This is a genomic window from Prosthecobacter sp. Pr1 (assembly GCF_057652315.1).
The window spans coordinates 249,488-268,786 of record NZ_JBYFBS010000008.1 but is presented as its reverse complement, the minus strand read 5'-3'; the positions used below and the strand labels follow the sequence as shown (position 1 = coordinate 268,786).

Genomic DNA, 19,299 nt, shown 5'->3' with positions numbered 1-19,299 from the left:
TATAGCGGTTCGCAAAACTCATTTCCGTTTAGCAGGCTGCTTCTTGCTCGAAAAATCTTGGGCATCGACGGCGGCTGGTTGAGGACAACCAGCCCTGCCCGCGAGGGGCATTCGAATGTCCAGCGCGAGGTAGGGCGGCTTGTCCTCAAGCCGCCGCCGAGCGTCGCCACGCTCGCTTTCCAGAAATCAGTTTCGCAAAACGCTATAGATTCAGAGGCCAGGTGAAAGAAGGCGCATGCAGGGCCGGCAGGTGCGCTGGGGGCGGGGCGTTTGAAAAGGGGGCATGCGATGTGGCAGCAGCCCACGATGGGACGAAAGACTCCACGGACGCGCACAGCGCATCCCTACCATCCAGAGCAGCGCGCGCCGCAGCGCTGGTATGGAACCGCTGTGCGGGTCCGAAGTTTCGGGTCTGCGGCGTCGCGGGCGCTGAAAATGATGCGCCGTCCTTGGAACGTGGAAAGGCAGGAGATGATGGGCACGCTGGTTTGCAGTGTGGGAAATGCCACCACCGATGGAAAACAGGTCTCCATCTCAGCCTGTCTGCTCAGGGTATAAGCAGCCGCGCTGAATTCGCATCTGCTCCAGCACCTCACACCCGCTGCACCACCACAAACACATGCTTCTCCGGATGCTGATCATACTCCAGGTGACGGCACACGCAGCCCGCCGCCGCCAAAGTCTGCAGCGTCTGTGAGACCCCCAGCGTGCTGTAGTTCACCGGCACCCCCATGCTCGCATCCACCCGCTCCTCCGGCGCGTCCAGCCCGCCGAAAGTGAAGATGAAAACCCCGCCCGGCGCCAGCGCCCCGCACAGCTTCGTCAGCACCTCCGCATTCCGCGCCAGCGGCAGATGCCACAGGCAGTCCCACGCCGAGATAAAATCGTAGCGCCCCTCCGGCTCCCATTCGCACACATCCGCATGGTGAAACGTGACGTGCGGCATCCGCTCACGCGCCAGCGCGATCATCCGTGCCGACACATCCAGCCCCTCCACCGCATAGCCCCGCAGCTCCAGCAGCCGGAGGAAGCGCCCGTGGCACCCGCAGCCCACATCCAGCGCCCTGCCGCCCGGATGCGCAGCAAACCTCAGAGCCAGCTCATGCTGTGAAATACCATTGCTCTCCAGGTGCGGCTCCAGCCACCGCTCCGCGATCTCATCATAGCTCCGGCCAAGTTCATCAGGCTGCATGGCGAAAGGAGTCATGGCGCGGGAGGCGGGTGGCAAGGGCGGGGTTTTTGTTCTCGGTTCACCGTTCATTCCGCAGCCTCAGGTGCGTCAGCTTTTCGCTTTCTTTCTTCGGACGCATTGGATCAGCCATTGGATGGAGGCCACCCCACATAAGGACAAACCCAGCATCATGTTCGCACGTCTGACGGGATACTCCACCGCTCGAACATAATCCACCTCATTGGAATAGAGAGCTCGATCGGGAGTAACCGTGTAGTGCGCCATGTTGGCGGCGACCAGCAGGAAGACATTGAATGCAATTATGCCCAATCCTGCGATGAGCAAACAATAGGGCGCACATGATCGGGCGCTTTGGGGTGGATTTGATTTCATGGGCTCTGATCACTCAAAGGTTCATCCGTGCCTGTCACAGGCCGCCTATTCATGACCCAAAGCGATGAGTGAAGAAAGCCAAATCACTGCCGTCATTGGGACAGACTGACTGCGGATGCTGAGCCGTCATTGATCTGCCCCCACCTCACCACCCCGCAAAGCGCTGCAGTTCAATGTTCAGTGTCCAATGTTCTCGTTCCCCTTGCATCCCCGCCGCCCCGCCTAGCTTGCCCATCGGCCCCCATCGCTCGCTCATCAACCACACCGCATCGCCATGAAAGCCGCCCGCCTCGCCGCCCTGCTCGTCCTCACCCTCGCCAGCATCAGCCACGCAGAGCCCAAGGCGGCACCTGCGCCCAAAGTCCCCGCCTTCGCCAGTGTGGAGGATGTCACCGCCCTGCGCATGGCCTATGCCGCGCGGCCGGACTTCGACGGCTTCTGGAACCTCGACCCCGAGCGCGAGGCCGTGATGGCCGCGATCCAAAGCAAGGACTTCCCCAAGGCCATCGCACTCGCCAAGCCCTGGCTGGAGAAATTCCCCATCGATGCCCAGCTGCACTACCTCTGCGGCCATTTTCTCAAGAAGGCCGGAGACATCCCCGGCAGCATGCACCACTTCCACTGCTTCTACGGCCTCATGCGCTCCATCACCGCCAGCGGAGATGGCAAGTCCGCCAAGACCGCCTGGAAAGTCATCTCCGTCTCCGAAGAGTACGCCCTGCTCAACGAGATCGACGCCGAGCTCATCGATCAATCCCTCGTGGACTCCTGCGACAAAATGCACGTCCGGCTTTCCAACGGCACCGAGACCGACCTCTACTTCGATGTCTCCCTCTCCCTCGCCGCCACCGCCCGCCAGTTCGCGCCCGGTAAAAAATAAAGCGCACACCGCAGCTCAAAAATCCCGCGTGCTCACCTCGCAAACACACGCACATCCTGCCTCGTTCCGCTCTTTCAAAAAATCATTTTTACCGCATCGAATAAATACAAATTCACCGGTAATTAGCGGGCTTGCAGTTGCCATTCCGCGCACGCTCTGCCACGTTTCCGCCGCCCATGTATAAGGGAAGTATTAGAATTATCGGAGGGTTGCTGTTAGGAGCTCTCCTGCTATCTCTCGCCGCTCATTTTTCCACCGGCGCCGGGCCCAGCAGTTCATGGATGCATCAGGCCGTCCTGCTCAAGTTCAATCATCGCTTCTTCCTCGAGTACCGCACCCAGAACGCCGGGCGCTGGCCCGTCAAATTCGCCGATCTCGACCACGCCGTGGCAGACGCCAAAGACGCCGGCAGGCCCGCCCCCTTTGTCGATCCAGACAGCGGCCTGAGCACCCCCTGGCTTCTCTTTAATCCCACCCGCTGCCTGCCGCACCCCGAGCACGGCCACATCATCTCCGCCGCCCCGCGCACCGGCGGCTATGATCTCACCCACCATCCCTACAGCCGCCTCGTCCTCTTTGAGAGCGGTGTCGCCACCTGGATCCCCGAGTCCGATTTCATCGCCGCCACCCAGGTCCAGTAGCTGATGAGGATGGTGCTCCACTTCGTCTCCCAGCCCCCATGCACCACAGCAGCACCGCATTCGTCGCACGCTTCATCGGCCTGGGCATCTGCCTCTTCAGCACCTGGATCTCCGCATGGGGCACCCTCGTCATTCTGGCCGGAGTTTCGAACGCGGGCCTCCGTGACGTGCCGCCCCAGCCTCCCGATTGGGAAGCCATCGTCGCATTTGCACTCCTCGGTCTCTCGGCTTGGTCCATCACTTCCCTGGGCGAATGGTTCTGGTCCTTTGAAGAAGGTTGGTTTCGCCTGCAGCGCGCCCTCCGCCTCATCCAGTGCACCCTCATCCTCGGCGGCATCGCCTGCGCCATCACCTTCCGCATCGCCCACGAGTTCCACCCCCTCTGAGCCCCGCATCTCAGGGAAAAAGCATGGGGCAGGGGAGGCCCGTTCCCGCCGCCCCGCCCCTGCGCATATGGTCACGTCTCCTCAGCCATCGCTTTGCGATATAGCTTTCAGAAAGAAGCGCGCCGCCACCCCCCAGCGCTTCTCATTCCCCCCCATGAGCACACCCCACCCCCAGTCCTGGTTTTCCCGCCTGGCCAAGTTCATCGCCCGCGCCACCGGCAGGCCCGCTGCATTCGGCCTGGCAGCCGCCACCATCCTTGTCTGGGCGCTCACAGGACCCTTGTTTGGCTATAGCGATACCTGGCAGCTCGTCATCAACACTGGCACCACCATCGTCACCTTCCTCATGGTCTTCCTCATTCAGAACAGCCAGAACCGCGACTCGGAAGCCATGCACCTCAAGCTCGATGAAATCATCCGCTCCCTCTCCGGCGCACAAAACGAGCTCCTCGATCTGGAAGACATGGAAGAAGAAGACCTCGACAAAGTCCGCGCCACCTACGCAGCGCTCGCTGAGAAGGCACGCCTCACCCTCGAAAAAAAGAGCGGCAAGTCCGCCAAGGAATGACCGCATCCTGCATCCACCCACGAGCCTCCAACACCGAGCACCGAGCACCGAGCACTGAGCACTGAGCACTGAGCACTGAGCACTGAGCACTGAGCACTGAGCACTGAGCACTGAGCACCGAGCACCGAGCACCGAGCACCGAGCACCGAGCACCGAGCACCGAGCACCGAGCACCGAGCACCGAGCACCGAGCACCGAGCACCGAGCACTGAGCACTGAGCACCGAGCACCGAGCACCGAGCACTGAGCACCGCCCCCCCCTCCGTCAGACTCATCACCGCTGCCTCCTCAATGAACTCGTGCAAAGCCACCAAACTGTGGCATGCATGAGCTCCACATCTGCTTCCTGCCAAAGACCCGCGCAAAAGAGTGACGGCACTCATCGGCTCCTGCCAGCACCGCCGAGTCACCACGCACCCCATGCCTCACACCCCCACATCCACGAGGCACCGCCATCACCGGCCCGCCGCGCGCGCACACCCGCGTCGCATCGCCCTTCACGCCCAGCCTCTGCTCGCCGGCCTCATCGGCCTCAGCCTCATGCTCATCGCCTGCGGTCCGTCCAAAAACGCAAACGCCCAGGCCCTCACCCATCTGGAGGCGCCGCATCAGCGCGGCCTCGCCGAAAACCCCCGCCGCATCCTCCTCGGCATGCGCTCCGTCGGCGAAGACTGGATCTGCTTCCGCAGCACCCCCGCCGCAGGCGACGAGTGGCTCATCGACCGCGCCCATGACAAAGCCGCCGTCAAGCGCGTCCGCCATGACGAAGCCGGCAAGCCCACCACCGAGACCGATGTCTATCTCAGCGGCCGCCGCTACAAAGATGAAGAAGGCACCGAAGCAGACGAAGAACTCCGCGTCACCTGTGACTGGACCACCGGCACCCTCGCCCTCGCCTACCTCGGCAGCGACCCTGCCGTGAAAAAATCCCTCGCAAAACTCCCACCCTTCGCCCCGCAGCACCGCGTGCAGTACGTGGACACGGTCGACCAGATCGTCCAAAAGTGGAACCTCACGAAATAGACCGGCCTCCATTCCTCGCGTCGTCCACCGCCACGACGCCAGCGCCGTCGCGTTGACAAACGTCTCCGCTTTGCCAGCATCCAGGCCATGGCAATGAGCGCCCACCTGAAAGTCCATCTCTGCATCATCCTCAGCGGAGTGGGTTGCCTCATTGCAGCCATGCTGTGCCCCTACGGAGTCCCCTTGTTCATTGGCTGGATCATCCTCGCCCACATCATCACCTGGACACTGGCGTGCGAGAAGTGCGGCAGGCGCATGACCACCAACACACTGCCCTTGGTCACCCGCTGTCGTCCCCGTCAGAAAAAGTAGCCGCCTCGGCGCAGGGTAGGGCTGCTTGTTCCCAGCCTTTGGGCGCATGTTCACTGCGCATGAAAAAGTCGCGAATCACACACGCGTCGTTTTATTGGAGCACCTTGGCTTATGCCCGGCCTTCGTTTTCCCGGTCAAATTCCTTCCGGAATTTGGAGGCTGCCCAGTCAAAGGTTCCTTCCATTTCCCAGCAATAGGATTCCAGAAAGCCGTGCTCATCGGTTCCGTCCCAAAGCGGCTGACTGAAACAGAACCGGCTCCACTTCGCCATCCAGTCGTCGATGCTTGTCGCCAGGAAGACACTCGGATAATAGCCGTCAGACATTCGAACATCGTGATAACGAATCTCTCCGTGCCCCTCATTACCATCGATGCAGAACGTGTACCCGCCTCCGCCGATGCCAAAAATAGGAATCCAGTTCATTCGTTTTCGTGATTCCGCTTGGCATTCGTCTGTCACGCAGGAATCACTTTCTCCCGCGATGTTGCGTGTCAGGTCTTCTCGCATCCCGTGGCGGACACGGACAATGTCTTCCAGCCAGTCAATCATCCAGCAGAACTCGTTTTTCCTGTTTCGGGTGACTGGCTCTGCGGAATACCAAAGCTGGAATCCATCGCCCATTTCTTTGAAATAGCGCCGAAGTTCGCCAGGAAGAGTGATCTGCATCACTCTTTCCGCCTCCACCAGCTGCTCCTCGGTCACCGGGGTGCCTTCTCGAATCTGCGGGGCAATGCCAAGCTTCTCCAGATGCTTGCAGGCGATCTCAATGTGACTTCGGAACGACATGTTCTTGGGGTGCGTTTCGTGGATTTGCTGGCTCGGAGCCAGGTGCGGAAAGTTTGTACCCTGCAACAGCCAAAGAGTTTTTGGAAGGATAAAATGCCCGCCATGCAGCTCGGGGGCGTTCATGGCATGCAGCAGGTGAGGGGGCTAAGCCTAGGCGAAAACCCCACGCTCCACCAACGCCGCCCAAATGCAAGTCCCAGCGCCCTTCTTCAGCCGCTGACCACCTCAGCCCTTCTTCGACGCCTCGATGAACACAAACCCGCTCAGCGGCCGCGAACAATCCGGCCACTCCGCCACCTCCAGGCATTCATCGATCAAAAGCTCCGGCGCGTTCTCGGGCGTATTCCGCACCATCTTCCTCGTTTTCATGAGCTCTCTCACCAGCTCCAGCGCCAGGCCCTCCGCCGCCTCGGCCGTTTCAGCCTCCGGATACGCATGGATGTAAAACTCCCTCAGCCCCGGAAACTTGTCCTCCTGATCCTGAATCAGAAAGTTTCGACCATGAACGATGACAGCAAATTTTTTCATAAAGGAATCAGGCACAGAGAAAGCGTGAGCACCAGCGTGGCGCAGTGACACACCGTGTTCAAGCCCGCTTGCAGCCCTCTTTGGCAGTGCCTGCCTGAAGCCAGCAGGCCTCTTCAAAGCCGCGCGTCTCTCAAATCACCCTTCACCTCCGCACTCCAAATTCGCCCTGCAAGCTCACGCCTCTGATATGGACTGCGGTCGCGAAGTGAGGAACGAACGCAGCTACCGCTTTCGACGTTCTCGGCGACACCGCATACCACAAACCACCCGAATGCGGCAGCCGGTGAATCTTCGCAAGCCCCATCACCCCACGCCCGCCAGGAGACGCTCGAAAGCGGTAGCTCCGATGCAGGCTTGCGCCGTGCATCTGCGCGACCGCACTCTAAATTCGCGCTGCAAGCTCACGCCTCCCATATGGACTGCGGTCGCGAAGTGAGGCACGAACGCAGCTACCGCTTTCGCCGTCCTCGGTGACTCCCGCATACCACAAACCACCCGAATGCGGCAGCCCGTGAATCTTCGCAAGCCCCATCACCCCACGCCCGCCACACCCCTTCGAAATCCACAGCCTCAATGCCCATGCCCGGGCCCGTATACCAGCCCATGCCATCCGGCCCACGCCATGTAGCCCGCCAGCACCGTCAGCAGCACGCATGACACATACGGCGCCTTGCGCATCCACTCACCAAAGCCGCTGAATCTCTTCTGCGCATGCTGCACGCTCCACGCCGCCGCCGCGCCCACCGTCACCATCGTCAGCGCCAGGCCAAAGCTGAACGCCCCCACGATCGCAAAGCCCAGCGCCACCTTCTTCAGCTGCAGGCACACCAGCAAAATCGTAAACGCCGCAGGGCAGGGCATCAGCCCGCCCGTGATCCCAAACATCACGATTTGCGGCGTCGTCACGTGCTTGCTGCCAAACCTCCGCGCGATGTCCTCCGCATGCGCCCGCTCATGAGCATCCTGGTACACATCCCCCTCCGGCCGCACCTCCTCCGCCACCACCGGCGCGTGACTGTGGCCCTGCCCAGGCTCGTGCCCGTGCGCCGCCTCCGCAAACTTCAGCCGGTACGTGTGCGCGTGGTCCGCATGGCCCAGCGTCAGCGTCGCCATGAATTCATGCGGCTCCGGCAGCATCGCCGTCGCCTCCCAGAAGCCCGCCCCCGGCTCAAACTGAAACACCTGCGTGCTCCCATCCAGCCGCGCCGTCTCCAGCGTTAACAAATTGCCCTTCGGCAGCGGCACCGCAGCACCGCCCGCCGTGCACGGATAGATCCGAAAGCGTGGCGGCACCCCGTCCTCATGCACCGCGATCTCCAGCCACCCATGCCCCGTGTCCAGCAGCATCCCCCCATGCGCCCCATGCGTGCGCTTACCGGCCGCCCTCAGGCTCGGCACCTTGAATCCCACCGGCAGCGCCACCTCATGCGCAAACTCCCCCGCAGCACCATCTCCATCGCCATGCTCATGAGAATGCGCGTGCCCATGTCCGTGCGAATGACCATGCGCATCTCCGTGGTCATGCCCATGTGAATGCGAATGCCCATGCCCCATCCCATGCGCCTCAGCCTCCGCCACCTCACGCCGCGTCCTGATAAACATCCACACCGCCAGCGCCAGGATCAGCACCGCAGAGCCCAGTTGCAGATACGGCTCCACCGTCTCCGCATTCCAGTGCCCGCCGTAGTGCAGCGCCACCGCCGCCAGCACCCAGATCAGCAGCGAGTGCGACGCCGCCGCAGACAGCCCCAGCAGCACCGCCTGCCACACCGTCCCCCGGATCGCGATGATAAACGCCGCCATCATCGTCTTCGAGTGCCCCGGCTCCAGCCCATGCAGCGCCCCCAGCAAGATCGCCACAGGCACATACAGCCACGCATGGCCGCTGCTCAGGTAGTCAGAGAAAGAATTCATCGCAGGAAAGTAGTGGTGAGCTTTAGCTCACTCTGGGGGGGGCGCAGGTAGAAACGTTTCAAGACGAGCCAAAGCTCTAAACAAACTTTGAGCCGCAAAAAAAAACATCCACTCCAAGCACCACCCCACACTCTGCACCCACTTCCTCCAGCCCGCCGGACCCATTTTCAAAATTCCTTTCATCCTCAAAGCCCCAACGTCTTTACCCCAAAGCGAGACAAAGCAGCACCGACAGCCATTCAATCTCTGCTCCCTCTGCCTCTTTGCTCCTCTGCGGCAAAAACGAACGTCCCATCCCTCCATCCCCAGGATCTCTCTCCATCACCCCCAACGCCCCGCACAGCCATGGTAGGAACTGGTAGGGACGCGCTGCGCCGCGTCCGTAGAATCCTTCCTCCCATCGCCACCTGCCACCCAAAGCCCACCCCCTTACACAAAGCCCCCGCCTCAAACACCGCCCACCGCTCCGTCGAACCAACAACCAAGAACAGCCCTCCAAAAATTTAATTTGCATTTCACCCGCCCATTTTCGCCGCCCATCCCGCTTGCTTATCACCTCCACACCATGCCTTGTACCCGCAGGTGCACCCGCCCGCGCATGAAGAACCGCGCAGGCATCGCCGGAGATCATTCCGTCGCTCACATCACATCCCACCACGAGCCCAGCCCGCTCGTGTCCAGCTCATTGACAACCCCACCACCCCCAGAACGCACCCAGCCCCGCCCATGACCCCCACCATCGCCACCGAAACGCTCCTCTCAGACCTCGGCCAGCTCAGCGACATCGACCTCGCCAAAAAACGCCTTGAGCCCAAGAGCGCCCGCAGCATCGAGCTCACCAAAGACGCCACCGGCATCCGCACCCGCATCCCCGCCTCCGTCCTCCTTCACTACGACGCCCGCCTCTCCCGTGGCAAGCGCGGCGCCGCACGCATGCGCAACAACACCTGCGGCGGCTGCAATCTCGCCCTCCCCAGCGGGCAGCTCGCCGACATGCGCCACGTAGACGCCGCCCTCGTCCTCTGCTGCAACTGCAGCATCTACCTCCTCCCCTCCCTCCCGGTCGAGGCCGACCCCGCCGCCGAAGTCGCCAAGCCCGCCGCCGTCAAGAAAGTCGCCGTCAAAAAGCCCCGCAAGCCCAAGGCCGCCAAAGCCCTCGCCGCAGACGAGCCCGCCGCCGCAGCCGAAGAGGAAGAACTCGAAACCGAAGTCGAAGCCGACGCAGCGGAGGAATCCGAGGCCGAAGACCCCGCCACCACCCCGGCAGAAATCCCCGCCGAAGCACAGGTCGAAGCCGAAGTAGAAGCCGAAGCCCAGATCGCCCTGCCAGCCTAAAGCCCGCGCCCCCGGCCAGCCCGGATAGCATCAAATACCAGCCCATGGAATCCCCCATGGCTGGTATTTTTTTGTGCTCACAAAGCGCTCCCTGCAAAACTCCTTCAGGCGCTCACCTGCCCATGCTCAGCCCGGAGAGGGATCGTCCCGATCCTTCAGCGCCTCATCTCGCCCTCCACCCCGCCACACACCAGCCCCAACGGGGCTGCGCATCATAGCGAAGGGTTGCCGAGCCTCAGCGAGGCTACCCTGGTACTCGACATCAAATCCGGGAAGCAAACCCAGCACCCTCGCCACACCCCGCGCCTACCAGCAGCGCCTTCACTGCGCACCGCCACGGCATGCCACCCAGCGCTTTCTTGCTCACCTCCACCACGACTCCTCCCAATCACCCTCACCATCAAAGCCCGCCATCATCCTCTCTCCCCACCCCAAGAACCCCTTGGCATCCCCACCTGGAAAGCTAGCATCCAGCCCTCTTCCAAATCCTCCACACCCGCCGTCCTCCCATCCATCACCGCGCCGCACCGGCCCCGCACCCACCACCCCGTTTTTTTGAATGCAGCCCCTCATGTCCTCCATCCACGAAGTCGGCATCCACGCCTCGCAGGAGCGTCTGGAAAAACTGCTCGCAGAGCGCCTCACCCCCGGCGCAGACCGCGCCGCCGTGGACGCACGCATCTGGAATCTCTTTGGCGAGACCTGGGCCATCATGTTCACCGATCTCTCCGGCTTCTCCCGCCACGTCGCCGAGTTCGGCATCGTCCACTTCCTGCAGGTCATCTATGAAGCCCAGCGCATCTTCACCCCCTGCGTGGACAGCAACGACGGCATCCTCTTGAAAGTCGAAGGCGACAGCATGCTCATCATCTTCCGCACCGTCGCCAGCGCCCTCCAGTGCGCCATCGACATGCAGCGCACCGCCAAAGCCTACAACGCCGGCAAGCCCCAGGAGGAGCACATCCTGCAATGCATCGGCCTCGGCTACGGCCCCGTCCTCCGCATCGGCGACTACGATGTCTTTGGCCGCGAAGTCAATGCCGCCAGCAAGCTCGGCGAAGACACCGCCCAAGCTTGGGAAATCCTCGTCACCGAATCCGTCCAATCCGCCGCCGAAGCCGCCGAAATCCCCGGCCTCCAGTTCGAATCCATCCCAGACCTCCCCCCCGGCGCCAGCAGCGCCGCCCGGCTGCTCTACGATCTCTGAAAAAGCAGCGCCACTCGCAAGCATCGCCAGATCTAAACAGATTGTTCCACTTATGTGATCTAACGCATAATATCATTTTATGTGCCATTCACGATATTGACATCATATCGCCTTCAGCGCATAATGTGAGAACATGAGTGACCTCGCCCGCGATCCAAAACAAATGGGCGCCATCATCCGGCGTGCGCGCAAGCGTTGCGCCTTGAGTCAGCTCCAGCTCGGTAAAAAGGCCGGGCTGCGGCAGGAAACCATTTCCTTGATCGAGACCGGCAATCCTGCGGCCAGGCTCGAAACGCTGCTGGCCGTTCTCTCCGCGCTCGATCTTGAGCTCCACGTCGGCCCCCGCTCCAAAGGCTGGAGCCAGGACCTTGAGAAAGACTTCTGATGCCACGCAACCGTCAACACGCCCCCCTGCGCGTCCTCCTCAACAACCGCCTCGTCGGGCATCTCTCGAAAGAGCCCGGTGGCGTCATCTCCTTTCGCTACGCTGAGAGCTGGCTGGCGCTCGAACGCGCCAGTCCCGTATCGCTCTCCCTGCCGCTGCGTGAAGACGCCTACAAAGGCGCTCCCGTCCACGCCGTCTTTGAAAACCTCCTGCCCGACTCCGAGGCACTCCGGCGGCGCATTGCTGAGAAGGTCGGCGCTGATGGCACCGACTCTTACAGCATGCTCTCACGCATCGGGCGCGACTGCGTCGGCGCTTTGCAGTTCATACCCGATGGCGATCCCGCTGCGAGCGACACCACCAGCATCGAAGGTCAGCCCGTCAGCGACCGGGACATCGAGAAACTTCTCAACAATCTCGCCCAGGCACCTCTCGGGCTGGATCAAGACAAAGACTTCCGCATCTCCGTGGCCGGTGCGCAGGAAAAGACCGCGCTGCTCCGCCACGAAGGAAAATGGTGGAAGCCCCACGGCACCACGCCCACCACCCACATTTTTAAAACCCAGCTCGGCACTCTCCCCAATGGCCTCGATCTCACCCACAGCGTGGAGAATGAATTTTACTGCCTCAAGCTCGTGGCCGCATTCGGCCTCCCCGTGAACGCAGTGAAGATGCGCCGCTTTGGGAAAACAAAAGCCGTCGTCATTGAGCGCTTCGACCGGCGCTGGACGCAGGACGGGCGGCTGCTCCGCGTTCCGCAGGAGGACTGCTGTCAGGCCCTGTCCATCCCGCCCACTCGCAAGTATCAAAACGAAGGTGGCCCCGGCATGGTGGACATCCTCGCTCTGCTCAAAGCCAGCGACACCCCCGCCGCAGACCAGAAGCAATTTTTAAAGGCGCAGGTGCTCTACTGGCTCATGGGCGCCACGGATGGCCACGCCAAAAACTTCAGTCTCTTTCTCGGCCCCGGCGGCCGCTTCATGCTGACACCCATCTATGATGTCCTCACCGCGCAGCCCAGTCTGGACGCCCGCCACATCCTCAAGAAAAACATGAAGCTCGCCATGTTCGCAGGCGACAGCCGGCACTATCGTATGGACTACCTTCAGGGCCGCCACTTCATCCAGACCACCGAGCGCGCCGGTTTGCCCGCCGCGCTCGCGCAGGAAGTTCTCGATGACGTTGCCTCGCATGCAGCCGCCGCTTTGACAGCCGTGGAAAAAGAGCTGCCCCCCGGCTTTCCTGAAGAGATCCACGCCTCCGTGCACCGGGGATTTAAATCCCGGCTTGAGAGAATCTGATGGAAATGCTTCGAGAGGGCAGGGGATACGACACGTCAAAACTCCGCTGCTCAATCCCACCCCTCTCCCACGTACTCATCTCGCACCTCTTCTTCCTAAACACTTTCTCTCCCATGCGCCCCTTCACTCTCTCCTGCCTCCTCCTCATCGCGCTCAGCCTCACCTCACTCACCCCCGCCGCTGAAGCCCCCGCAAAGCCCATCTCCTCAGCCACCCCACCCGCACCCAAGCCCACTCCCACCGAGCGCATCGCCCTCTGGCCCGGCAAAGCCCCCGTTGGCGATGGCACCTTCGAAGCCAGCACGCACGAGCTGCAAGTCTTCCTCCCGCCCGCCGACAAAGCCAGCGGCATGGCCATCGTCCTCTGTCCCGGCGGCGGCTACATCCGCCACGTCACCGACCGCGAAGGCTACCCCATCGCCGAATGGCTCAATGAAAAAGGCATCGCCTGCATCATCCTCGAATACCGCCTGCCAAAGCTCCGCCACGCCGTGCCCCTCCTCGATGCCCAGCGCGCCATCCGCCTCACCCGCGCCAATGCCACACGCTGGCATATCGATCCCCAGCGCATCGGCATCCTCGGCTTCTCCGCCGGCGGCCACGTCGCCTCCACCGCCACCACCCACTTCGATGCCGGCAAGCCCGACGCCACCGATCCCATCGAGCGCCTCAGCTCACGCCCCAGCTTCGCCTGGCTCATCTACCCCGTCGTCACCATGGGCGAGTACACCCACACCGGCTCCCGCAAAGAACTCCTCGGCGAACATCCCTCGGACGCCCTCGTCCGCCTCTACTCCAACGAGTTCCAGGTCACCGCAGACACCCCGCCCGTCTTCCTCGCCCACGCCATCGACGACAAGCCCGTCCCCATCGAAAACAGCCGCCAGTTCGCCTCAAACATGCAGGCCCACCACCTCCCCGTCGAGCTCCTCGAGCTCCCCACCGGCGGCCACGGCTTCAACGGCTGCAAAGGCCCCCTCTGGGAGCAGTGGAAAACCGCCGCCCACTGGTGGTTGTACAAGCAGGGCATCCTTCGCATCACTCCCATCGACTAGCCCCATCATCAAAACACCCGGCCGCCAATCAATGTGTACATACCAGTAGATACCAGTAGATACCACGCGTCCGCCCATTTTAAAAGCCACCCATCGCCCAAAGCAGGGCAATAACATACTTGGCGCTTAACTGGGTGTCGGGGGTATTTTCCAGTTTACTACTCTTACGAACAGTGAATACATACCGGAAGCGCTTTCGGTTTCACGTGGTATGACTTTTTTAAAGTTTCTCTTGCCTGATGCGGAACGGGGTACATACTCCAATCAACACCATGGCCAAAAGAAACCCTCCAGTCGAAAAGCCCAACTCTATCAAGGCGGCCCTTCAAGCCCAGATGGATGAATTGGCGCGCAAGCTGAAGGTGGTGACGCAGTTCGAGGAGTTGAAGTTGGAAGTAGATCGTATCAACGCAGAACTGGCGGGTGCCGTTGTGATCCCTCCTGTATCCGCTGTACTTGTTGAGCCTACCCCCCCAGTTAACAATTTCGCTGCCCTCACCAAAGCCGCTGCGGCGGCTTGCGTGATTCGGGAGAATGGACACGCTCTCTCGCTTCCTGCGCTGTACCAAGCTATGAAGGAAAAAGGGCACCCGGTAAAGAATCAGAACGCCCTGCGCGCAATGCTCGTGAGAGAGAAAGATGATAGGGGTACCTTCTCCAACGCCGCTGCCCTCTGGGATCTCACTCCGCACGGGAGGACTCTCTATGGTTCCTAACATTTTCATCACGATGAAACCAATTTCCAGTAACCCAGCAGGCCGTGGTGTAGGGCAGAAAGCACACCGCCCCGAAGGTGACACTTCGAGGCGGAGGGCGCGGGTGCAAGTCCCGTAGGACGCGCAATAGGGTGCTGGATCAAGCGGCCCGGTGACGAAAGTCGCCGGGCCGTTCTGTATTTATAGAATCATGGACAATTGGCTTTTTGTCAAGGATAACGCAAGCACCGCCCGGGCAGCAACCTGCCAAAGATGGCTGACGAAGCATCCTTCCTGAATGTCCTAGGTGAGAGAAGGCCGCTGGCAGGTCCACAAAGGCACTCAAGACTGTGATAGGCGTCTCCATGAAGCACCTCATCGCGCGCCCCCCTCACCACAGCAGCGGCGTTTTCCCCTGCGGCGCCCGAAAACTGCGCAGCTCCTCCAGCGCCACCTTGCCCGCGCAGAAGTCCCAGCCCAGCCCCAGCGCCGCGATCTGGCCGGGCGTGATGTGCGCCCGCCGCAGCTCCTCCGTGCGGTCCACATCAAAGCACCCCGCACGCACATACGCCGCCGCGTCCCCCGGCGAAAAACCCGCCTGCAGCCACTGGCGTGCGGCGACTTCCGTACCTTCGATTGCGGCGGCCATTTCAGCAAGATCATGGGGACTCGGGCTCATGCGGCACCCTATGGCACAGGTTAAATAGCTGTTCAAATAAACAGTTCTTTAAAATTCACTCCCCGGCACCCGCCAGCGCCCATTCATAGAGCGCCCCGCCTCGTTTGTCCACGGCCTCGCCGTCATTCCCCCTTCGCTGAGCTCCGGTACCTCGCCGGCGAATCCTGAAAGCAGCGTTTAAAGTGCTGCCCAAAGCGCGACACATCCCGGTAGCCCACCCGATGCGCGATCCGCGCCACCGGCAGCCGCGTGCTGCGCAAAAGCTCCGCCGCTTTCTCCAGCCGCAGCTTTTGCAGGTATCCCTGGAAGCTCATCCCGTGGTGCTTGCGGAAGAGGCGGGATAAATTTCCAGCGCTGGTAAAGGCCACCTTCTCCGCCACTTCCGTCAGCCGCAGAGGGCACTGCATGCGAAAGGCCAGATGCGCCACCGCACGCTGCAGCGGGTCCGCCTTCTGCGTGGCCGCGCCCTGCTGCTCCGCCAGCCGAAACCACACCGCCTCCACGTGGCTGCGCGCCGCGTCCTCCGCAGCGGCAGGATCACCCAGCGCCAGCGTCTCCACCAGGTGCTCATGCTCCGCGCTCAGAAAGCGCGCATCCGGAAAGCACTCGTCAAAAGCCTCGCGGTGGAAGCCCTGCAGCGCGCTCCACACCGACTGCCACGTTTCGTTCAGCCGGGGCACGGCGGCCAGCGTCACGATGCCCGCATGCAACTCATGATCCGCCGCACGAAAGGCCGCGTAGTCGCGCCGCCGCGTGGCGGAGGTCAGTCGTTTCAAAGTCGCGCGCATCGCCTTCATCGCCGCCGCGTCCTTCACCGCATGCGCCGCCGCATGGCGTGCCGCAAAGCCTTCCAGCAGCGCGCGGAGTTCGGACAGCCGGCGGAGTTCCATGTCAGTCATGCGGCATCCATAGGCGAAATCCGGCCTGCGTCTATGCGGCAGCGTTCATTCTCCCCAGGCTCAGACACGGAGTGATGGAAATGCCGCACCTGCAGACGTTAAAGGGAGCACCTTCGGCCTCGCTATGCCGAATCGCACATCGGAGACCTCCCCCCATGCCCCTGCCACACCACGCCCAGCCTGCCACCCGTTTTGTCCATTCCATGATCCGTCTCACCTCCCTCCTTTGCGGCGCGCTTTTCGTCACCTCACTCCTGCCTGCCGCAGACGCCACCCCTGCCGCCATCCCCGCCGTTCCCCAGACCTCTCCCGGCCCCGCCTACGCAGACAGCGCCCGTCTGTTCCAGGGCGTGGCAGGCATCGAGCGCGCCCCCAATGGCCGCCTCTGGGCCACCTGGTACGGCGGCGGTTTGACCGAAGACCATGAGAACTACATCCTCCTCTCCACCAGCGCCGATGACGGCCGCACCTGGCAGACGGCCATGGTGCTCGACCCCGATGCCGCCGGCCCCGTCCGCGCCTTTGATCCCTGCCTCTGGCATGATCCGGACGGCAAGCTCTGGCTCTTCTGGGGGCAGGAGATGACGCAGCCCAGAGGCCGCGATTTCAGCACCTTCGTCACCTTTGCCATCACCACCTCAGACTCCGGCAGCGCCACCGCCTCATGGTCCGCCCCCCGGCGCATCTCCCACGGCGTGATGATGAACAAGCCCACCGTCACCAAGGACAGCCGCTGGCTCCTCCCGCTCTCTTCCTGGTACACGGATGGCAGCTCACGCGCCGTCGTCTCCACAGATCACGGCCAGACCTTCACCGAACTCGGCGCAGCCAATCTGCCCGACAAAAAATCGCGCAACGCAGACGAGCAGATGATCATCGAGCGCAAAGACGGCTCCCTCTGGATGCTCGTGCGCGGAAAGTTCGCCACCGAAGGGAAGGGGTGCACCGGCCTCGGCGAGAGCACCTCCACAGACGGCGGCAAATCATGGTCAGACGTGAAAGCCAGCGCCATCCCCCACCTGACCACGCGCTTTTTCATCCGCCGTCTCACCAGCGGCCGGCTCCTGCTCGTACGGCAAAATCCGCCTGCAGGTTTTAAGGGGCGCTCCCACCTCACCGCCTTCCTCTCCGAAGACGACGGCCACTCCTGGCAGGGCGGCCTGCTGCTGGATGAGCGCGATGGCGCCTGCTACCCGGACGGCGTGCAGTCCGCAGACGGTCGCATCTCCGTCATCTATGATTTCCAGCGCGGCAAAGACAAAGAGATCCTCATGGCCCTCTTCACCGAAGACGAAGTCCTCGCTGGCAAACTCACCGCCCCCACCAGCCGCCTGCGCGTGCTGGTGAACAAAGCCACCGGCGTCAAGAAAACCACGCCTGTCACCGCGCAAACCTGGCCGCTCGATGCCGTGGATGCCCTCATTCAAGTCCACGGCGGCAGGCCCAAAGCAGCCCCCGGTGCCCATGGCAAATCACTCGTGCTCGATGGCAAAACCGTCATCGAACTCAAGGAGACCGCCGCACTCAATGGCGAAACCGGCTTCACCTTCTCCCTCTGGCTGAATCCGCACGCCTTGGATGCCGGCCAGCAAATCATTGCCGCCAAGAACCGCTACTCACTCAAAGAGCGCCAGTGGAGCCTCGCCGTGGAGGAGGGCGGCATCCTGCGCGCCTATCTCCAGCAGGACAAGTGGCGGACCATCACCGCCAAGCCCCTGCTGCAGGCCGGCCACTGGCACCACGTGGCCCTCACCGTCTCCGCCACCCGGGCCGTGCTCTATCTCAATGGCCAGCCCGTCGGCGAGACTCCGCTCAGCAAACCTCTGCCCGCCACCCAGGCCCCCATCACCCTCGGCGGTGTGCGGGATGGCGACCGCCTCACCCAGCAGCTTCACGGCGCGGTGGATGACGCACGCTGCATCTCCCGCGTCCTCACCGCCGCAGAGATCGCCAGGAGCTACAAGCCCGTCACCGCCACCCAGCAAGTTCCCAAGCCCATCGCCCCTTCCGAGACACCGCTGTGGGATGCCACCGCAAAGCTGCCCAAAGCCGCCGAGGCACCCGTGCTGGACGGCGTGGTATTTCATGTCATCCAGCCACATGCCCCCGAAAAAGACGGCTACATCTGGCTCCACGGCGTCGGCCTCGGCTGGCACAAAGGCAAACTCTACGCCTCCTTCGGTCACAACAAAGGCGAGGAAAACACCCCCGGCGAGCAGGCACGCGGACGCGTCAGCAGCGATGGCGGCCAGACCTGGGCGGACACCTTCACCATCGGCGCCGGCGAGTCAGACGACCACGCCGTCAGCCACGGCGTCTTCCTCTCCCACGACGGCGCACTCTGGTCTTTTCACGGCTCTTTCTACGGCCACCACCTCACCGACATCGACAGCAGCAAGGTCCACACCCGCGCCTACCGGCTCAATGAAACGACTGGCACGTGGGAAAGCCAGGGCACCGTCATTCAGGGCGGCTTCTGGCCCCTACAGGAGCCGGTGAAAATGACCGACGGCAACTGGATCATGTCCGGCATCAGCGTCGGTCACGGCCACCCCGCCGCCGTCGCCATCAGCCATGGCGCAGATTTCACCCGGTGGGATCTCGTCGTCATCCCCGCCGCCGAAGGACTCAGCATGTGGGGCGAAAGCAGCGTCATTGTCGATGGCGCAAACATCACCAACATCGCCCGCTACGGAGCCAAACCGCAGGCGCTCATCTCCCTCAGCAAAGACCACGGACGCACCTGGAGCACCACCGCGCCGAGCAATCTGCCCATGGCCACCTCCAAGCCCTCCGCCGGCATGCTCAGCACCGGCCAGCGCTACCTCGTCTGCACCACCACCGCAGACAGCGGCGGACGCCGCACACCCCTCACCATCGCCGTCAGCAGGCCCGGCTCATCCGTGCTCAGCCAAGTCTTCGTCATCCGCCCCGCCATCTTCCCCCACGGCCCCGGAGACGTCGCAGACAATGCCTCCCTCTCCTACCCCTGCGCCATCGAGCACGAAGGCAAACTCTACATCGGCTACTCCAACAGCGGCGGCCGTCGGGGCAATCACAACAGCGCCGAACTCGCCATCATCCCCATCTCAAAACTCAGCGCCTTTTAAAACAGCCAGGGCAGGGGACATCCCGCAGTT

The 19,299-nt window shown here is 62.4% G+C and carries 19 protein-coding genes; 13 read left to right on the top strand and 6 right to left on the bottom strand.

The genetic code is table 11. The features are described 5' to 3' along the window. Nucleotides 1-592: 592 nt before the first annotated feature. A complete protein-coding gene (locus AC24GY_RS15590; protein ID WP_487684765.1) occupies nucleotides 593-1,207 on the bottom strand; it encodes a class I SAM-dependent methyltransferase in 615 nt (204 codons plus the stop codon). A gap of 631 nt (nucleotides 1,208-1,838) precedes the next feature. Between AC24GY_RS15590 and AC24GY_RS15585 the strand changes: the two genes are divergently transcribed. The 6 genes from AC24GY_RS15585 (at nucleotide 1,839) to AC24GY_RS15560 (ending at nucleotide 5,374) form a co-directional block, all read left to right on the top strand. Continuing rightward, nucleotides 1,839-2,444: a DUF4919 domain-containing protein gene (locus tag AC24GY_RS15585; RefSeq protein WP_487684762.1), complete on the top strand. Its 606-nt coding sequence runs from the start codon at nucleotides 1,839-1,841 to the stop codon at nucleotides 2,442-2,444. A gap of 281 nt (nucleotides 2,445-2,725) precedes the next feature. After that, nucleotides 2,726-3,085, top strand: a complete 360-nt coding sequence (locus AC24GY_RS15580; RefSeq protein ID WP_422315442.1) for a hypothetical protein — start codon at nucleotides 2,726-2,728, stop codon at nucleotides 3,083-3,085. Nucleotides 3,086-3,123: 38 nt separating this feature from the next. Next, the gene (locus AC24GY_RS15575; RefSeq protein ID WP_422315440.1) at nucleotides 3,124-3,471 is read left to right on the top strand and encodes a hypothetical protein; all 348 of its coding nucleotides are present in this window, start codon (nucleotides 3,124-3,126) and stop codon (nucleotides 3,469-3,471) included. A 154-nt stretch (nucleotides 3,472-3,625) separates the two neighbouring features. Continuing rightward, on the top strand, nucleotides 3,626-4,039 hold the full coding sequence (locus tag AC24GY_RS15570; RefSeq protein WP_487684759.1) for a low affinity iron permease family protein: 414 nt from the start codon (nucleotides 3,626-3,628) through the stop codon (nucleotides 4,037-4,039). A gap of 420 nt (nucleotides 4,040-4,459) precedes the next feature. Further along, complete coding sequence (locus AC24GY_RS15565; protein ID WP_487684756.1) at nucleotides 4,460-5,062, top strand: hypothetical protein; 603 nt, start codon at nucleotides 4,460-4,462, stop codon at nucleotides 5,060-5,062. Nucleotides 5,063-5,155: 93 nt separating this feature from the next. Further along, nucleotides 5,156-5,374: a hypothetical protein gene (locus tag AC24GY_RS15560; protein WP_487684753.1), complete on the top strand. Its 219-nt coding sequence runs from the start codon at nucleotides 5,156-5,158 to the stop codon at nucleotides 5,372-5,374. A gap of 109 nt (nucleotides 5,375-5,483) precedes the next feature. Here AC24GY_RS15560 and AC24GY_RS15555 read toward each other — a convergent pair whose 3' ends face one another. The 3 genes from AC24GY_RS15555 to AC24GY_RS15545 form a co-directional block, all read right to left on the bottom strand. Then, a complete protein-coding gene (locus tag AC24GY_RS15555) occupies nucleotides 5,484-6,284 on the bottom strand; it encodes an SMI1/KNR4 family protein (RefSeq protein WP_487684751.1) in 801 nt (266 codons plus the stop codon). 102 nt (nucleotides 6,285-6,386) lie between these two features. Beyond that, nucleotides 6,387-6,689 (bottom strand): hypothetical protein, encoded by a 303-nt coding sequence (locus tag AC24GY_RS15550; RefSeq protein WP_487684743.1) that lies wholly within the window; start codon nucleotides 6,687-6,689, stop codon nucleotides 6,387-6,389. Nucleotides 6,690-7,259: 570 nt separating this feature from the next. Further along, the gene (locus AC24GY_RS15545; protein ID WP_487684740.1) at nucleotides 7,260-8,603 is read right to left on the bottom strand and encodes a HoxN/HupN/NixA family nickel/cobalt transporter; all 1,344 of its coding nucleotides are present in this window, start codon (nucleotides 8,601-8,603) and stop codon (nucleotides 7,260-7,262) included. Nucleotides 8,604-9,329: 726 nt separating this feature from the next. Between AC24GY_RS15545 and AC24GY_RS15540 the strand changes: the two genes are divergently transcribed. From AC24GY_RS15540 to AC24GY_RS15515, 6 genes are all read left to right on the top strand, one after another. After that, nucleotides 9,330-9,938 (top strand): hypothetical protein, encoded by a 609-nt coding sequence (locus AC24GY_RS15540; RefSeq protein ID WP_487684737.1) that lies wholly within the window; start codon nucleotides 9,330-9,332, stop codon nucleotides 9,936-9,938. 571 nt (nucleotides 9,939-10,509) lie between these two features. Beyond that, nucleotides 10,510-11,145 (top strand): adenylate/guanylate cyclase domain-containing protein, encoded by a 636-nt coding sequence (locus AC24GY_RS15535; protein ID WP_422316959.1) that lies wholly within the window; start codon nucleotides 10,510-10,512, stop codon nucleotides 11,143-11,145. A gap of 133 nt (nucleotides 11,146-11,278) precedes the next feature. Then, nucleotides 11,279-11,530, top strand: coding sequence for a helix-turn-helix domain-containing protein (locus tag AC24GY_RS15530; RefSeq protein ID WP_422316961.1), 252 nt, complete (start codon nucleotides 11,279-11,281; stop codon nucleotides 11,528-11,530). Next, the gene (locus AC24GY_RS15525) at nucleotides 11,530-12,831 is read left to right on the top strand and encodes a type II toxin-antitoxin system HipA family toxin (protein WP_487684733.1); all 1,302 of its coding nucleotides are present in this window, start codon (nucleotides 11,530-11,532) and stop codon (nucleotides 12,829-12,831) included. The genes AC24GY_RS15530 and AC24GY_RS15525 overlap by 1 nt, the downstream gene beginning before the upstream one ends. A gap of 113 nt (nucleotides 12,832-12,944) precedes the next feature. Next, the gene (locus AC24GY_RS15520; RefSeq protein ID WP_487684730.1) at nucleotides 12,945-13,886 is read left to right on the top strand and encodes an alpha/beta hydrolase; all 942 of its coding nucleotides are present in this window, start codon (nucleotides 12,945-12,947) and stop codon (nucleotides 13,884-13,886) included. Nucleotides 13,887-14,158: 272 nt separating this feature from the next. Beyond that, a complete protein-coding gene (locus AC24GY_RS15515) occupies nucleotides 14,159-14,602 on the top strand; it encodes a hypothetical protein (RefSeq protein ID WP_487684727.1) in 444 nt (147 codons plus the stop codon). Nucleotides 14,603-14,972: 370 nt separating this feature from the next. Here the strand turns inward: AC24GY_RS15515 and AC24GY_RS15510 are convergent, their stop codons facing one another. Next, nucleotides 14,973-15,260: a hypothetical protein gene (locus tag AC24GY_RS15510; RefSeq protein WP_487684724.1), complete on the bottom strand. Its 288-nt coding sequence runs from the start codon at nucleotides 15,258-15,260 to the stop codon at nucleotides 14,973-14,975. Nucleotides 15,261-15,382: 122 nt separating this feature from the next. Beyond that, the gene (locus AC24GY_RS15505) at nucleotides 15,383-16,159 is read right to left on the bottom strand and encodes a helix-turn-helix domain-containing protein (protein ID WP_487684721.1); all 777 of its coding nucleotides are present in this window, start codon (nucleotides 16,157-16,159) and stop codon (nucleotides 15,383-15,385) included. 155 nt (nucleotides 16,160-16,314) lie between these two features. Here AC24GY_RS15505 and AC24GY_RS15500 point away from each other — a divergent pair, with 155 nt between their 5' ends. Further along, a complete protein-coding gene (locus AC24GY_RS15500; protein WP_487684718.1) occupies nucleotides 16,315-19,269 on the top strand; it encodes an exo-alpha-sialidase in 2,955 nt (984 codons plus the stop codon). Nucleotides 19,270-19,299: the final 30 nt, after the last annotated feature.

Excerpts from the sequence above, each read along its gene's own strand:
- AC24GY_RS15575 (WP_422315440.1), top strand. The coding sequence starts at position 3,124 with ATGCACCACAGCAGCACCGCATTCGTCGCACGCTTCATCGGCCTGGGC.
- AC24GY_RS15530 (WP_422316961.1), top strand. The coding sequence starts at position 11,279 with ATGAGTGACCTCGCCCGCGATCCAAAACAAATGGGCGCCATCATCCGG.
- AC24GY_RS15505 (WP_487684721.1), bottom strand. The coding sequence starts at position 16,159 with ATGACTGACATGGAACTCCGCCGGCTGTCCGAACTCCGCGCGCTGCTG.
- AC24GY_RS15590 (WP_487684765.1), bottom strand. The coding sequence starts at position 1,207 with ATGACTCCTTTCGCCATGCAGCCTGATGAACTTGGCCGGAGCTATGAT.
- AC24GY_RS15545 (WP_487684740.1), bottom strand. The coding sequence starts at position 8,603 with ATGAATTCTTTCTCTGACTACCTGAGCAGCGGCCATGCGTGGCTGTAT.
- AC24GY_RS15550 (WP_487684743.1), bottom strand. The coding sequence starts at position 6,689 with ATGAAAAAATTTGCTGTCATCGTTCATGGTCGAAACTTTCTGATTCAG.
- AC24GY_RS15525 (WP_487684733.1), top strand. The coding sequence starts at position 11,530 with ATGCCACGCAACCGTCAACACGCCCCCCTGCGCGTCCTCCTCAACAAC.
- AC24GY_RS15560 (WP_487684753.1), top strand. The coding sequence starts at position 5,156 with ATGAGCGCCCACCTGAAAGTCCATCTCTGCATCATCCTCAGCGGAGTG.
- AC24GY_RS15535 (WP_422316959.1), top strand. The coding sequence starts at position 10,510 with ATGTCCTCCATCCACGAAGTCGGCATCCACGCCTCGCAGGAGCGTCTG.
- AC24GY_RS15570 (WP_487684759.1), top strand. The coding sequence starts at position 3,626 with ATGAGCACACCCCACCCCCAGTCCTGGTTTTCCCGCCTGGCCAAGTTC.
- AC24GY_RS15515 (WP_487684727.1), top strand. The coding sequence starts at position 14,159 with ATGGCCAAAAGAAACCCTCCAGTCGAAAAGCCCAACTCTATCAAGGCG.
- AC24GY_RS15520 (WP_487684730.1), top strand. The coding sequence starts at position 12,945 with ATGCGCCCCTTCACTCTCTCCTGCCTCCTCCTCATCGCGCTCAGCCTC.
- AC24GY_RS15580 (WP_422315442.1), top strand. The coding sequence starts at position 2,726 with ATGCATCAGGCCGTCCTGCTCAAGTTCAATCATCGCTTCTTCCTCGAG.
- AC24GY_RS15500 (WP_487684718.1), top strand. The coding sequence starts at position 16,315 with ATGCCCCTGCCACACCACGCCCAGCCTGCCACCCGTTTTGTCCATTCC.
- AC24GY_RS15510 (WP_487684724.1), bottom strand. The coding sequence starts at position 15,260 with ATGAGCCCGAGTCCCCATGATCTTGCTGAAATGGCCGCCGCAATCGAA.
- AC24GY_RS15585 (WP_487684762.1), top strand. The coding sequence starts at position 1,839 with ATGAAAGCCGCCCGCCTCGCCGCCCTGCTCGTCCTCACCCTCGCCAGC.
- AC24GY_RS15565 (WP_487684756.1), top strand. The coding sequence starts at position 4,460 with ATGCCTCACACCCCCACATCCACGAGGCACCGCCATCACCGGCCCGCC.
- AC24GY_RS15540 (WP_487684737.1), top strand. The coding sequence starts at position 9,330 with ATGACCCCCACCATCGCCACCGAAACGCTCCTCTCAGACCTCGGCCAG.
- AC24GY_RS15555 (WP_487684751.1), bottom strand. The coding sequence starts at position 6,284 with ATGAACGCCCCCGAGCTGCATGGCGGGCATTTTATCCTTCCAAAAACT.